The sequence below is a fragment of the Trinickia sp. NRRL B-1857 genome, from assembly GCF_050470685.1.
Taxonomy (GTDB): Bacteria; Pseudomonadota; Gammaproteobacteria; order Burkholderiales; family Burkholderiaceae; genus Trinickia.
In genome coordinates this window covers 4,406,061-4,421,127 of the sequence record NZ_JBFLUK010000001.1, presented here as the reverse complement: position 1 = coordinate 4,421,127, position 15,067 = coordinate 4,406,061, and the positions used below count along the sequence as shown (strand labels likewise).

The 15,067-nt window shown below is 59.7% G+C and carries 11 protein-coding genes and 2 pseudogenes; 5 read left to right on the top strand and 8 right to left on the bottom strand.

Annotation, left to right across the window (positions count from 1 at the left end):
- Together AB1286_RS19690 and AB1286_RS19685 are read right to left on the bottom strand one after the other, a co-directional pair.
- On the bottom strand, positions 1-1,137 hold the full coding sequence (locus AB1286_RS19690) for an ABC transporter permease (RefSeq protein ID WP_430364840.1): 1,137 nt from the start codon (positions 1,135-1,137) through the stop codon (positions 1-3).
- The gene (locus tag AB1286_RS19685; protein ID WP_430364839.1) at positions 1,134-1,346 is read right to left on the bottom strand and encodes a DUF2964 family protein; all 213 of its coding nucleotides are present in this window, start codon (positions 1,344-1,346) and stop codon (positions 1,134-1,136) included. The genes AB1286_RS19690 and AB1286_RS19685 overlap by 4 nt, the downstream gene beginning before the upstream one ends.
- On the opposite strand from AB1286_RS19685, the gene AB1286_RS19680 reads away from it, so the two are divergent.
- Positions 1,273-1,437 carry a hypothetical protein gene (locus AB1286_RS19680; protein WP_430365145.1) on the top strand — a complete coding sequence of 55 codons (165 nt, stop codon included), beginning with the start codon at positions 1,273-1,275 and terminating at the stop codon, positions 1,435-1,437. The two genes, AB1286_RS19685 and AB1286_RS19680, sit on opposite strands and share 74 nt — an antisense overlap.
- Before the next feature lie 95 nt (positions 1,438-1,532).
- On the opposite strand, the gene AB1286_RS19675 is transcribed toward AB1286_RS19680, so the two are convergent.
- Positions 1,533-2,774, bottom strand: a complete 1,242-nt coding sequence (locus AB1286_RS19675; RefSeq protein WP_430364838.1) for a cystathionine gamma-synthase family protein — start codon at positions 2,772-2,774, stop codon at positions 1,533-1,535.
- Between the two features lie 504 nt (positions 2,775-3,278).
- Between AB1286_RS19675 and AB1286_RS19670 the strand changes: the two are divergent.
- Positions 3,279-4,377: pseudogene (locus AB1286_RS19670) on the top strand (IS3 family transposase).
- A gap of 326 nt (positions 4,378-4,703) precedes the next feature.
- The gene (locus AB1286_RS19665) at positions 4,704-5,561 is read left to right on the top strand and encodes a DUF3800 domain-containing protein (protein ID WP_430364837.1); all 858 of its coding nucleotides are present in this window, start codon (positions 4,704-4,706) and stop codon (positions 5,559-5,561) included.
- A gap of 53 nt (positions 5,562-5,614) precedes the next feature.
- On the opposite strand, the gene AB1286_RS19660 is transcribed toward AB1286_RS19665, so the two are convergent.
- Together AB1286_RS19660 and AB1286_RS19655 are read right to left on the bottom strand one after the other, a co-directional pair.
- Positions 5,615-6,721 (bottom strand): hypothetical protein, encoded by a 1,107-nt coding sequence (locus tag AB1286_RS19660; protein WP_430364836.1) that lies wholly within the window; start codon positions 6,719-6,721, stop codon positions 5,615-5,617.
- Positions 6,722-7,020: 299 nt separating this feature from the next.
- Positions 7,021-8,538: an OmpA family protein gene (locus AB1286_RS19655; protein ID WP_430364835.1), complete on the bottom strand. Its 1,518-nt coding sequence runs from the start codon at positions 8,536-8,538 to the stop codon at positions 7,021-7,023.
- Between the two features lie 576 nt (positions 8,539-9,114).
- Between AB1286_RS19655 and AB1286_RS19650 the strand changes: the two are divergent.
- A pseudogene (locus AB1286_RS19650) lies at positions 9,115-9,449 on the top strand (DUF932 domain-containing protein); the annotation flags it as partial.
- Between the two features lie 219 nt (positions 9,450-9,668).
- Positions 9,669-10,445, top strand: coding sequence for an exodeoxyribonuclease III (gene xth, locus AB1286_RS19645; protein WP_430364834.1), 777 nt, complete (start codon positions 9,669-9,671; stop codon positions 10,443-10,445).
- A gap of 117 nt (positions 10,446-10,562) precedes the next feature.
- Here xth and ntrC read toward each other — a convergent pair whose 3' ends face one another.
- The 3 genes from ntrC to glnA form a co-directional block, all read right to left on the bottom strand.
- A complete protein-coding gene (gene ntrC, locus AB1286_RS19640) occupies positions 10,563-12,083 on the bottom strand; it encodes a nitrogen regulation protein NR(I) (RefSeq protein WP_430364833.1) in 1,521 nt (506 codons plus the stop codon).
- A gap of 13 nt (positions 12,084-12,096) precedes the next feature.
- Entirely contained in the window at positions 12,097-13,239 is a 1,143-nt protein-coding gene (gene glnL, locus AB1286_RS19635) for a nitrogen regulation protein NR(II) (RefSeq protein WP_430364832.1), read from the bottom strand.
- Positions 13,240-13,350: 111 nt separating this feature from the next.
- Positions 13,351-14,766, bottom strand: coding sequence for a type I glutamate--ammonia ligase (glnA, locus tag AB1286_RS19630; protein WP_430364831.1), 1,416 nt, complete (start codon positions 14,764-14,766; stop codon positions 13,351-13,353).
- Positions 14,767-15,067: the final 301 nt, after the last annotated feature.

The window sequence follows — 15,067 nt, the reverse complement described above, 5'->3', positions numbered from 1 at the left end:
CTAGCCCCTGAAAATGTCAAAGGGCTCGATGCGCAAGACACGGCGCACACCCAGGTAGCTCGACACCGCCGAAATGACGACCACCATCGCGAAAGCTGTCGCTAAATTTCGGTAGGTAACGAGTGCGGCATAATCCGGAACGCGCAGCCTTGCAAGACTGATCGAGCCCACGCATAAGCCGATGCCTATTCCATATCCGGCCAATGCAGTGAACGTCGCTTGAAACAGAATCATCGCGACGAGTTCATGACTCTTCGCTCCAATCGCCTTGAGCGCACCGAATTTGTCCAAGTTTTCGATGATGAACGTATAAAACGTCTGCCCCGAAATCGACAGACCGACCACGAAGCTGATCACGGTCATCAAGAGAATGTTGGTACCGAGTCCCGTCTGGTATTTGTAGAAATCCGAGATGCGCTGGATAAATTCCGCACGCGTATAGGCGACGTAGCCCAGCGCATGAACTTGCTGCTTGATTCGAGCGATATCCGCCACGGATTTCGGCTCGACGAGGATGTATGAGGTAGTGAATCGCGTGGACGGGATGTACTGAACTGCCCTGTGATAAGTCGTGTAGAGCGTCGGCGTGCCGAACAAGCCGCTACTGGGCACGCTAGCGATACCGACGACAATCGCGCGGTGATCGTTCAGTTCGAAATCGGTCCCGAGTTTGGGGTTCTCGAGCTTACGAAACTCCGAATCGCGGATCGCGATAAACCCGTTCTCCGCAAAGATGTCCTCTATGCGCCCCTCTAACATGTTCGGCCAGCCATACAGGGTAGCGTCGTCTAAGCCGATCACGGTCGCTGCTTGATAAGTGCCGTCTTTCAACTTGAGCAGCGCCGATCCCGAATAGAGCGGCACCGCATACTTCACGCCATCGATGCTGCGCACCGCGTCGATGACATAGTCGGGCATGGCGATGCTATTCGCCACCGTTTGCACGGCCGGGTCCATGACCCATACCTTCGCACCGATGTTCGTCACCGTCGCCGACGCCTTGTTAAGAATGCCGGCAAACAGGGAAGTCATCTCGATCATCAAAAAGACCGCAAATGTGATGCCGACCAACAACGCGGTAAACTTTGCGTTGTCATTGACGAGCAGCTTGAAGGCGAGCCGCAGAATCCCTTTCATTTACGTCGATCCGTCTTCGAGTCGCCATCGACGCCCGTTCGCGGATTGAGCAGCAGCACAAACGCCGCTACGCCGAGGGTGACGGCCGCGGCACCATAACGAACGATCCGGGCTTGTTCGAAAAAGAGGCCGTGAATGGCTGCAAAAATGCCGAGAATGGCGAAAAATATCGCGAATGTCGCCAATCCAATTCGAAATTTCGCCCGCATCATTGCCCTCCCTCGCCCGGAAAGGCTGCGCCTCGATCCGGAGCGGTCGCGTTCCGCTTTCGCGCCGCCGTCGCGAAACGCTCACACCTGATTCCGAGGTTCCATCTTCCCCGGTTGCGTCGGTATGCCGTTGATATGTGTCAATGGAGAGCGACGATGAACCGCACCTAGCCGCATCCCGGCGCGTCACACCGCCAGCTTCAGCGCTTGCGAGAAGTCTGCAATGAGGTCGTCGATGTCTTCGATCCCTGCCGACAGCCGCAGCATGCCGTCGGAGATGCCCATCGCCTTGCGCGTTTGCGCGCCGGCTTCAAAGAAGATCGTCGGCGCAACGGGAATGATCAACGTACGCGTGTCGCCAAGCCCGGTTGCCTTGATCGGCAGTTCCAACGCGTTGACGACTTCGATCATGCGCTGCGCGTCAAGCAATTCGAACGACAACAACCACGACGCACCCTTGAACAGCGCTTGCGCGATGTCGTATTGCGGATGGCTCTTAAGACCCGGATACCAGACCTTGCCGATCGCTTTGTGCCCCTCCAGAAACTGCGCGAGCGCCAACGCGTTGTCGCTGCTTTGCTTCACGCGCAAAGCAAGCGTTTCCATCCCCATCGCAATCGAATGAGCCTGTTCGGAAGACAGCGCCGCGCCCATATCCCGCAGGCCCTTCTTACGAATCTGCAAGAGCCCCTGTTCCTTCGCCGCGGAACGCCGGTATTCGTCCGCGATGTTCGGATACGCGCTCCAATCGAAGAGCCCCGTGTCGGTCACCGCTCCGCCGAGCGCAGCGCCATGGCCCGCGATCGTCTTGGTCAGCGAATTGATCACGAGGCTCGCACCCACCGCCTTCGGCTTGAACAATGCCGGAGAAGTAATCGTGTTGTCGACGACATACGCGATGCCGTGCTCGCGGCATACGTCTCCGATACGTTGTAAGTCGGGGATCTGTGTGCCCGGATTCGCGATGGTTTCGACGAACACCATCCGCGTATTCGGTTGAATCGCGTTTTTCACGTTCTCGGCGTCGCATGCATCGACGGTCGTGACCTCGATACCGAGCCTACGCAATGTGCCGAACAAACTATTGGTGTTGCCGAACACGTAACGGCTCGAGACAAGATGATCTCCTGCGCGCAAGAGCGTGAGAAACGTCGCCGTGATGGCGGCCATTCCGGTGGCGAAGCAGATCGTGCCGATCCCCTCTTCCAGGTTCGTGATCTTGCGCTCGAGCGCCGCGGTGGTGGGCGTACCCTGGCGCGCGTAGTTGAAACCGCCTTTTTTCGTGCCTTGGAACACGCCGATCAGATCCTCCACACGCTCGAAACCGTACTGCACGGACGTATGAATCGGCTGGCGAACGCCGCCGTGCTCGGTACCCGCGATTCTGTCGCCATGAACGACGCTTGTGGTGAAGCCCTTCTTGTCCATCTCTCGCACTCCTTTATCTTCGAATCGATTTCCCGCGGCCGGTTGCCTACGATATCCCGTGGCCGGCTACCTACCTTCGATTTTATCCGGTAGACAGAGCGATCCGCGCCCATGCGCTAAGATCGCATTCGATCACGAGAGCGCCCCGCATAACCGTCCGACGCAATGCGATGCGGGCCATCGCGGGCGGCGCCGGCCGCGCGCTCATCATCAGGACACAATCGACCAGCACGGATGCACGAAGACCATGAAAATCGCCACCTGATAACGTAATTGTTGTCCGAGGGGGTCCGGTAGCGTCCGTAGAAATGGCTGTATGCCGCTTGTTTACAGGGGTTTTCTTCCAAAGCGATCCGAAGATGATTCAGGCAATCCGGAAGAAAAATGTATATCCTTCCGTATATCCAGAGCCCGATATACGGCCATGCACGCCCTGACCTGAGACGTTTCTTGTAGCCATCTGGCAAGTGAGTTCTCTTTTATCCTAGAGGCAAGGAGAACTCGATGAAGAAGCGATTTACCGACGAGCAAATCATCCAAATCTTGCGCGAGGCCGAGAGGCGGGACGAGCCGGTGAAGGATCTGTGCAAGCGCCACAACACCTCGGAACAGACGTTCTATCGTTAGCGCAACAAGTTCAGGGGCATAGATGTGGCCGACGCCCGCCGGCTCAAGGATCTGGAGTCGGAGAACGAGCGGCTCAAGCGCCTGATTGCTGAGCAATTGCTGTTCATCGACGGCCTGAAGGAATTCAGCCGAAAAAAATGAGCACCCCAACGGGCCGGCGCGAAGCGCTGGAAGTCCTGACTCGGCGGGAGCTATCGCAACGCAAGGCATGTTGCTATCTCGGGTTGAGTCGCCGGGTAGCAACCTATACGCTCAAGCAACCGGAGAAGGATCGCAGCCTGGGCGAGCGACTGATAGCGGCTGCCCAGGAAGTGCCGCGCTTCGGCTACCGGCGAATGTCGGCTTGGCTGGCGATGGGCGAATCGCGCGTGCGGCGAATGTGGCGAGCCTTGCAACTCAACATTCCGCGGCGGCGTCCTCGCCGTCGTCGTTGCGGAAACGACATTCGCCTGCCCGGTGCGACACAACCCAATTCGGTATGGGGCTACGACTTCGTGCATGACCAGTCGGTAGACGGACGGGCGTTAAAGATGCTTAGCGTGATCGATGAATACACCCGCGAGTGCCTGGCGATCGAGGTCGGCGCCAGCCTGAGATCGCAGGATGTCATCCTGACACTGTCGCGACTGATGCGGCCGTACGGCAAGCCAGCGTTCGTTCGGTCGGACAACGGCGCCGAATTTACCGCTGCCAAGGTCATGCGTTGGCTGCGAGATGCTGCCATCGGTCCGGCCTTCATTGCGCCCGGCAGTCCGTGGCAAACGGGTTCGTCGAGAGCTTCAACGGCAAGCTGCGTGACGAATTGCTGAACCAGGAATGGTTCCGCAGCCGAGCCGAGGCCAAGGTGCTCATCGAACGCTGGCGACAGTTCTACAAGGAGTGTCGGCCCCATAGCGCGCATCGCTATCAACCTCCGGCCACGGTCCGTCGAGCCTGGCTGGATTCCGATAATATCGACGCGAGACTCACTGCCTGATTGGTCATAAAATTCCGCCTCAAGTCACTTATGACTGCGCGAATTTCCGGCCGGACGGGCGGCCTCAACGTCACGAGCACCACGACCTCCGGTGCGATGCCCCACCTATCCGGCCCGTGCAGGAAAAATCGGAACCCGCCTCCCGGCAGGACGAGCGTCAATCAGGCAGCGCGGGCGGATTGCCTTCCGGGAGATTTCTGGTATGATTGCTGCCGAGTCGGGAGTGCCGTGAAGTTGCGACACGCTGGACGATTGTTCCACCTGGCTTACCAGATACGACGGGCTGCTTCGGCAGCCCGTTTTCATTTCTGCTACGGGGAAAATGCATGTACCTGACGTATCTGGACGAATCGGGTTCGCCAGGCGACCTGAACACGCCCTTCTTTGTGCTGGCCGGGGTTTCGGTCTTCGAGCGTCAGACGCACTGGCTCGAACAGGCACTGGATGCCATCGCCGCCCCCTTCGAGCAGCGTGCCGGCACCTATCTCGAGCTCCATGCCTCCCCCATGTTCTCCGGCAAGGAAGGCTGGGGACAATTCAGTGCCGAGGAACGCTCCCAGGCCGCGGCCGACGTCATCGGCGTGCTCACAGGCATCCGCCCGAAGCTGAACGTTTTCGCGGCCGTCGTCGAACAGAGCCAGATGCTGCGCACGGCGGACATCCTTCCCTACTGCTACGAAATTCTGGCGTCCAAGTTCGACGACTATCTGGCACTCAAATTTCAGCGCAACCGCCACGACGCCCAACGCGGCCTGTTTGTGCTGGATCAAAAACGGGCGGTCGAAGAAAAGGACATGCAGGCGCTGCACCGAACATTCAAGCAGGTCGGACACGCCGGAGGCCGACTCCGTAACTTCGCCGAAGTCCCTATGTTTGTCGACTCCCGGTCGACGCGGCTTATCCAGCTCGCGGACAGCATCGCCTACTGGATCTTCCGCTACTACGCCCGGCTGGACTTACGAGGATGGCCGCACATCGCCCCCTTCATGGCGCCGCTGGGCAACGGCCGTTCCGGACTCCATCAGGTTCTGGATCCGGCAACACCTGCCCGCCTCGCGACCGCCCAGCCACCAGTCTACCCGTTCCCGCCAGCCCAGCCCCGACCCGCGCCGGCAGCTGCGCCCGCCCAGCCTGCCGGCCAGCCGGTTGCCCGAATCGCGCCCAACGCCCTTATCCTCCCCTGATCGAGGCACCGTCAGACAACATTTCCGCGCCGCTCCATCACTGGGCATCGAGCTCATGTCTCACTCAACCGTTCCCGCCATTCCGGGGTAAAGACGGGAAGCGATGGTCGTATGGGGAAAATATAACGTCGCTCGATGTCCGGCGTTATTTCATCCAGGGTCGCAACAACTTCCCGCAAATACGATCGAACCGCCGGACTGTCCATGCTTGCCGCCCGCATGAAATTCGGAAGGCCACCCCGTTCTTCCAGATAACGAATATGCCAGTACATGTTTGCGAGCATACTTGCCTCAGTCAGTTGAACGATCAATTCTTCCCGACTGTACTCCCAGGCTGGAATTCTGCCCTTCACCCGGTCATCCAGAAAATATCCATAGATGGTCGGTAACAGAAGCTCCCATCTCAGGGCTGGATTAGGATGCGAACCACGCGGCACCGGATCGAAATCGTCCCCTGACGGACCGAAGAACCGATTGAACAGACAGGTCAATCCACAGACCATCATGTAAACGACAGCGTATGGAATTTTTCCGCTGGTCGCCAGATAACGATATTGAATGTAGGTCGTAAAGCCTTCGACATCCGCGGCGATTTCCGTCACATGGGAGATCAGCGCGGCGACGCCCTGTAATGGCTCGCTGCCATCGGCCAGCATTTCTTCAACCATATCCGTATGGCCAGTTGGCGCCCGCTGCTCCCTTATCTCAAGATGCCCCTGGGCAAGATGGGCCAACTCATGAAAAAACACCCACTCCAGGGTCGTCTCAAACATCAGCATCTTGCATTGATGCTCGTTGACGCCGGGCGGCAACACCCCCTCCCGGTCAGCACTTGATTTTCCGAAAATGCCTTCATATTTGGGCTCGCAGAAGTGAAGGTGCGCAAATTTACTGAGCACAAACGCATCACGATACAGTTCAATCGCAAAACCATAGCTGATCACAACATGATGATGCTCCGGCGTCTCACGATGCGCATAGGCCCTGAAATAGGGTTTATCAGCCCAACTAAAACTCATCGTCTTACCGATCGCCTTGTACATCGTCTGATTTATAAAATCAACGACACGCTGGATTACCCGGTCGGCGACGTGTGCAACATACTTTTTGTGTATGAACTGCGTCTCTTTTTTTATTTTTTCAAGTTTTTCTTTATCCATTTTCTCGATACCCCGATTCCTGATACGTCAAACTGTTTCGATCGTGCCGGTTACTGAATCATCCTGCGTAGAGAGCGTCAAGCAGCTCGCCCGTTGCATTGACACGTGATCGCACCGGCCAGCCAGCTATCCAATCCCGATACACGAACGCAATCCCACGCCGGCACCATCAAACGTGATCACCGGCATTATGAAGTCCCCATGCCTCATGACATGGGGCAAGGTCGGGCGCCCGTGTTTCGCGTCGAACCGCTTCGGACTGCCTGCCCCGACGACCGGCTTGTCACCGCGGCCGCAGGTTACGGCGAGACCCGCGGCGCCTGAGCGGCGGGCTGTGCCGAACCCGGCGCATAGGTGACACGAATCTCGACACGGCGATTGGGCGCGTTACACTGCTGCGCTTCATAAGGCGTTGTCGCCAGACCGACCGGGCAGTTAACCTTCGGTTCGCGACTGCCGGCTCCCTCAGCGGCGATACTGACGTCTGGCATTGCGAGCAGTTTGCCCAACGCATCGGCCACGGCCTGTGCGCGTCGCTCCGACAACCGCTGGTTATCGCCCACGTCACGCGCCATCTTGCCATCGATACGGCGTGCATCGCTGTGGCCCCGCACGACAATCTTTGCCACCCGACCATCGTCCTGTATCTGCGACACAAGGGCTTTCAGTCTGGCCTGAGCCTCAGGCGTAAGGTCATACTCGGCCGTTCCAAACAACATGTCATTCGGCAGGTCAAAGCACGGATTCAGTGGGGGCCGTGCATCAAGAATACGGAGCGAACTGGTATCGAGCCGCAGCGTCGCCTGCTGCGATGGTTTCGGGTCCGGCGCGAACCATCCGGCAGATGCCGGATGGCCTACCTCAAACGACAGGTCAGTGACACTGCCGATGCCGGTCCAGAGCACATTGGCATGATGGATCAGGAGCCGGTCCTCCTTGCCCGAACGATGGCAATCCAGGAGCGGGCGATTCAGTGCATCGGAGATCCGTTCCATCGAATCCAGTTCACTGGCCGGCACTTCCACACTGACATTCAGTATCCGGATCCCCAGTTGCTGGAACACCAGATGAACGATCTCCATTCCACTGTGAAGGCTGCCCAGCAAAGCCAGCGGCAACACCAGGGCCAGCAGCAGGCGAGACCAGGGAGAAGTCCAGTAGCGATTCTTTGCCGAACGCCCCGACCTCTTTCTCCTGCCGCTATCAGAAAGCGTAAGCGCAACCAGCCCGCCAACGAAAAGGCCGATCATCAACCGCTTCACGGACCCCGGCCCGACCAGTATCGTCAGCGAAGCGAAAACCGCGCAGAGCGGAAGCGAGATGAGTGTATAAGCCCTGCCCCGCAGTTCGGCGTACCGGGGGTGAAACCCTCGCCGTGCAAAGCGCGTACTCCGGAACCTGACGCGATGCATCCACCGGGCTACACGGTTTCCCGGAATACGTCCGCCCGTCCATCCTGCCGTTCCGCGCCGCCGCGGGAACACCTGACAATCACGTAGCCAGACCATCAGCTGGAACAGCCATATTGCCGCCCCGGCACCAAAACCCAGCAGGATCGGATAGACCAGGCCAAAACCCAACGCCACAAAAATAAAGAAAACCACTTCCGCAGCAGTCAGGCCGGTCGGAAAAAATCCTATTTCAAACAGATAGATAAAAACGATACCTGCCCCGATCGCCGCGGCAACCTTGTAAACCAGTGACGCCATGGTGTTCAAGGTCTCGGATCGCTCTTTCAGCGAGGGTTTCTCAACTTTCGGTTTGGGCCTGACCGCAAATCCCCTGATGACGCTGTTTTTTTTTGTGGTCCGTGGCATGTGATCCCGTTATTTTCCGTTATGGGGGGGCATATCGTCTGCGTAATACCGGCCACCAGTCAAGCTATCCCTCCCCGTCTCACCTCTGCCGGAATCGTGTGTCCCCCTGCTTCATGACATGAGGCGGGGTCGGGCTCTCGTGTTACGCATCGAGCCACCTTCGGCATCTCGCCCTGCCGGCTTCCATCCCTGACACCTCCGGCCCCGTCCCGCGATCCGGGCCTGCGCGCTTCGCTTGCCCGGAGCCGCGCCGTCTGCGGCCATTGCCGCCGACACCGTCTTCCCTCGTTCATCACCTCTCGCGCGACTGTAGCCCGCGGGCCAGGGCCGTCAAGGTGCGTCCGGCCGTGTCCTCGCAGCGCTGCGGGCCGCCCCACCCCGGACGCCTCTTTCCTTGACAGCCCCGGCCCGCGCGCTCCCGAGCGTCGCGGGCGATGAACTCAGGAAAGACGGAGGTAACGGGACAGCCCAGCTCCCTGCGCCAACGTAACCGGACAACCCGAACCCAGAAAAGCGGGCTCGAATCTTGGAATCCGGTTGCGCTTTTGAAAAGCCATTTTTATCAGGAGCAAGACCATGCAACTCGCCAGTCGTTTCGCCTCGGGTTCGCCCGTGCTGCGCTCGCGCGGCCCTCTCACGGATGACCAGATCCGCACCGTGGCCCCTCGATCTTCGCGGACGCGGCCCACGACAGCCTCTCGCAACGGTACCGCTATATCCCAACCTCGGCCGTGCTAGATGAATTGCGCGGCGAAGGGTTCCAGCCGTTCATGGTGTGCCAGATGCGCGTGCGTCACGACGACCGCCGCGAATTCACCAAGCACATGATCCGCATGCGCCACGCGAGCCAGATCGACGGCGGCGAAGCCAACGAAATCATCCTGTTGAACAGCCACGATGGCACCAGCAGCTAGCGGCAAAGCCGGGATCTTCGCTCGATCCACACTTGCACTCAGCCTCATTCGCAATAGCTACCAAGCCTTGTTGGAATCAGCGTGACCCCGAGAGGGGGGCTATATACGATGCAAACGCCGAACAAGAGGCATTGCCTGCAAAACCGACAATCAATGCGTATATCACCATCTAGGTAAAATGCCGTATCGCTTACGCTTCAACACCCTGGACATCTCATGAAGATTGCCACCTGGAACGTCAATTCGCTGAAGGTTCGCCAGCAGCACGTCATCGACTGGCTCGAGTTGAGCCATGTCGACGTGCTCTGCCTTCAGGAATTGAAGATGCCCGACGAGAAGTTTCCGCGCGCCGAATTGGCCGAAAAGGGCTATCGAAGCTGGTTTGCCGGACAAAAGACCTACAACGGCGTCGCCATCCTCGTACGCGACGGCCTTGAGGTCGACGAAGGCGACGTCGTGCGCAACATCCCCGGTTTCGACGACGAACAACAACGCGTGATCGCGTTGACCGTGGGCGGCTCGCGCATCGTATCGGCCTACTTTCCGAACGGACAGGCGCCGGGCACCGACAAATTCGCCTACAAGCTGCGCTGGCTAGACGCGCTCGACCAATGGCTGAAAGACGAAATGCACCGCCATCCGAAGCTTGCGTTGCTGGGCGATTACAACATCGCCCCCGAGGATCGCGACGTGCATGATCCCAAGGCATGGGAAGGCCAAAATCTCGTCTCCCCCGAGGAACGCGCAGCGTTCGTCAGGCTGATCGAATTGGGCTTCGTCGATGCGTTCCGGCAATTCGAACAACCGGAAAAGACCTTTACCTGGTGGGACTATCGCATGTTGGCTTTCCGCCGCAATGCGGGCTTGCGCATCGACCACATCCTGCTCTCGCCCGCGCTCGCGCAATCGTGCACGCTTTGTGAAGTCGATAAGACGCCGCGCAAATGGGACCAGCCGTCCGACCACGCTCCCGTGATCGCCCAATTGTCTTAATTGCGCACGGTGCCGCCGCCCAAACGATCGGCAATAGCCTAAAGCAGCGGCACAATGAAAAAGGGCCGGCGCTCGCATCGAGCCGCCGGCCTGCACGCCGCTACCGCTTAACGCCGATCACGACTCGAGATGCAGTTCCTGAATCTTGCGCGTGATGGTGTTCCGTCCGATGCCGAGCCGCTCGGCGGCTTCGACCTTGCGTCCGCGCGTGAAATCGAGCGCCTCTCGAATCACGGCCGCCTCGAAGCGACGCGCGAGTTCGTCCATGACGTCCACGGTGTTATCGCGCAGCATGCGCGCCACTTCCGCACGCAAACCGCTCTCCCATACGCTCACGGGCAAACCCGTTGCCACGCCTGCCAACGCCGCCGGCACGATTGCCGCCGAGCCGTTGCGCTCGGTTTCCGGCATGGGCGATGCGCTCGCCGAGACTTGCGTTGCCGCGGGGCCCGCGACGATCTCGGTGCTGGCTTCGGGCGTACTGCCCGAGACGAGATCGGGCGGTAGATCCTTGATCTCGATCGTCTGAGCAGGCGCCATGACGGTCAACCAATTCGCCAGATTCTCGAGCTGACGCACGTTGCCGGGAAACGCCAGCGTCGCGAGATAGGCGAGCGCCGCATCCGATACGCGCTTGGGTTCGACGCCGAGGTCGCGCGCGCTCTTCTGGAGAAAGTGCCGCGTGAGCAAGGGGATGTCCTCGCGTCGCTCGCGCAGCGGCGGCAAACGCAAGCGGATGACGTTCAGGCGGTGATACAAGTCCTCCCGGAACAACCCCTGGCGTACACGCGACTCCAGATTCTGGTGAGTGGCCGCGATCACGCGCACGTTCGCCCGCAAGGGACTGTGACCGCCTACGCGATAGAACTGCCCGTCCGACAAGACCCGCAGCAAGCGCGTTTGCAGATCGAACGGCATGTCGCCGATTTCGTCGAGAAACAGCGTGCCGCTTTCGGCTTGTTCGAACCGGCCTTGCCGCATCGCCTGCGCGCCGGTGAATGCACCGCGCTCGTGACCGAACAGTTCGGACTCCAAAAGATCCTTCGGAATCGCGGCGGTATTGAGCGCGATAAACGGACCGTTTGCACGCGGACTGTGCCGATGCAGCGCACGCGCGACCAATTCTTTCCCGGTACCGGATTCGCCCGTGATCAACACGGTCGCCGCCGAATGAGAGAGCCGTCCGATCGCGCGGAACATGTCCTGCATTGCCGGCGCTTGCCCCAGCATTTCGGGGGCATCGGCCAGCACCGTCTCGCCCGCTTGCGAGCCGCGCAGACTTTCGTCGACGGCGCGGTGTATCAATTCGACGGCCTTATCGACGTCGAACGGCTTGGCGAGGTATTCGAATGCGCCGCCCTGAAACGCGGCCACGGCGCTATCGAGATCGGAATAGGCCGTCATGATGATGACGGGCAGCTCGGGCAGCCTCTCGCGCACCGCTTGCAACAACTCGAGGCCCGAGGCACCCGGCATCCGGATGTCGGACACGAGCACTTGCGGGCTTTCATGTTCGAGCGCGGCAAGCGCTTCGCGCACATTGGCGAAGCTGCGCGTCGGAAAATTCTCGCGGGCCAGCGCTTTCTCGAGCACCCAGCGGATCGATTGGTCGTCGTCTACTATCCAGATCGGCTTCATGGAGTGGGTCTTATCAATTGACGAGCGGCAACAAAATCTGAAACTCGGTGTGTCCGGGGCGGCTCTCGACCTCGATCAAGCCATCGTGCTGTTGCACGAACGTCTGAGCAAGCGTCAAACCGAGGCCGCTGCCGTCTTCGCGGCCGGACACGAGTGGATAAAAAATACGATCGCGGATTTCTTCGGGAATCCCGGGCCCGTTGTCGATGACTCGCAAGTCCAATGCCAATTTGAATAGGCGCTTGGAAATCGTCACTTTGCGCGCGACGCGCGTGCGCAAGGCAATGCGCGCATCGCCCTGCCCGATTCGTTCGCGCAGCGCCTGAGCGGCATTGCGCACGATGTTCAGCAACGCTTGAATGAGCTGCTCTTTATCGCCGCGCAAATCGGGGACGCTCACGTCGTAGTCGCGCTCGATCGTGAGGCCGCGCGGAAACTCCGCGAGGATCACGGCACGCACGCGCTCGCACACTTCATGGATATTGACGTCACCCACGACGTGCGGATGCCGATGCGGCTCGAGCAGGCGATCGACGAGCGTCTGCAAGCGATCGGATTCCTTGACGATCACTTGCGTGTACTCGCGCAGCTCTTGCCGTTCGCGCGCACCGAGTTCGAACTCGAGCAATTGCGCGGCGCCGCGAATGCCGCCGAGCGGGTTTTTGATTTCGTGCGCGAGATTGCGGATCAGTTGCTTATTGGCGATCGACAAATCGTGAATGCGCTCTTCCCGATCGGTCCGCAAATGACGTTCGTTCTCGAACAACTCGAGCAGCACATAATCGGGTGCGCTCTCCAAAAAGCCGACCACCACGTGAACATGAAGCGGTTCGCGGCCCGGACGCTCGAGCACGGCATCCAGATGCGTCGCATGAAAGCGGTGTTCGGCGATCGCGGAGATCGTCGCCACGAGCTCGTCGCCGTTCGCGAACAACTCGGGCCACGACATCTGCATGAGCTGCCGGCGCGACAGATCCAGCATCGATTCGGCCGACGGATTCGCGAACGCGACGCGCAGCGTGCGCTTTTCGAGCACGAGCGTAACCGTGGGCAGCGCCTCGAGGCCGGGTAGCAGTCCCGACTGCGTTAGAACCGCATCGCCTGAAAGCGGCTCGGCCCCACCTGTTTTCGCTTTCATCAAGTTCCTGAGCACCATCGTCGACTCATGAGCGCGAGTGCGCAACGAACGAAAAAGGGACGGCGCCGCCGTCCCTTCGAGACCGACCGCGAGGCTTCGCCGACGACAAAGACGAAGCCATCGCGTCGCTTACAGCGAGTAGTACATTTCGAACTCGATCGGGTGCGTGGTCATACGCAGGCGTTGCAGTTCGCCTTCCTTCAGTTCGAGGTAGGCGTCGAGCATACCGTCCGTGAACACGCCGCCGCGCGTCAGGAACTCACGATCCTTGTCGAGCGCTTCGAGTGCTTGGTCGAGGCCCGCGCAAACCGTCGGGATCTTTGCGTCCTCTTCGGGCGGCAGATCGTACAGGTTCTTATCGGCGGCTTCGCCCGGGTGGATCTTGTTCTGCACGCCGTCCAAACCGGCCATCATCAGCGCCGAGAAGCACAGGTACGGGTTGGCCATCGGATCCGGGAAGCGCGTTTCGATACGGCGGCCCTTCGGATTGCTCACGTGCGGAATACGGATCGATGCCGAGCGGTTGCGCGCCGAGTAAGCGAGCTTGACCGGTGCTTCGAAGTGCGGCACGAGACGCTTGTACGAGTTCGTCGTCGGGTTCGTGATGGCGTTCAGCGCGCGAGCGTGCTTGATGATGCCGCCGATGTAGAACAGCGCGAATTCCGACAGACCGGCGTAGCCGTTGCCCGCGAACAGGTTTTGTCCGTCCTTCCAAATCGACTGGTGCACGTGCATGCCCGAGCCGTTGTCGCCGACGACGGGCTTCGGCATGAACGTTGCCGTCTTGCCGTACGTGTGCGCGACGTTATGGACGATGTACTTCAGTTGCTGCGTCCAGTCGGCGCGTTGCACCAGCGTCGAGAACTTCGTGCCGATTTCGTTTTGGCCTTGGCCCGCCACTTCGTGGTGGTGCACTTCGACCGGAATGCCGATTTGTTCAAGCAGCAGACACATTTCCGAGCGCATGTCTTGGAACGTATCGACCGGCGCAACCGGGAAGTAGCCGCCCTTCGTACCCGGACGGTGACCCGTGTTGCCGTTTTCGAATTCCTTCGCCGACGACCACGGCGCTTCTTCCGAGCCGATCTTCACGAAGCAGCCCGACATATCCGTGTTCCACGTCACCGAGTCGAAAATGAAAAACTCGGGTTCCGGACCGAAGAAGGCGGTGTCGCCCAGACCCGTGCTCTTCAGGTACGCTTCGGCGCGCTTGGCCAGCGAGCGCGGATCGCGCTCGTAGCCCTTGCCGTCCGCCGGCTCGACCACGTCGCAGCTCAAAACGAGCGTCGGCTCTTCGTAGAACGGATCGATGAAGGCCGTGTTGGCATCGGGCATGAGCAGCATGTCCGACGCTTCGATGCCCTTCCAGCCGGCAATCGAGGAACCGTCGAACGCATGGCCGCTTTCGAACTTGTCTTCGTCGAACGCCGACAGCGGCACCGAAACGTGCTGCTCCTTGCCGCGCGTATCGGTGAAGCGAAAGTCGACAAACTTGACGTCCTCGTCCTTCACGAGCTGCATGACGTCGGCCACGGATTTACTCATATCCTCTTCTCCATTGATAGGTTCGGCGGTTCTTCGCTTTCTTCACTCCGGTTCGTACGCCGAAGCTGGTCTTGCAAGCGATCGCCGCGGTTAAAAGCAGCTTCCGTGCCAAGTGAAGTACGGATTGTTCCGCATGTCCGGGGCTGCCTTGTCGGGCCGCGCCCCGCGCCGGAACCGGCGACGCACCGCATTGAACTGTGCGAGCGACGGCGCAAGCGCAATACGCACCATTTGAGTGCCAAATCGGCGTAGCGGGCGGACCGACACTCCCATTGTGGTGCATATGACGAGAAAGCGCACT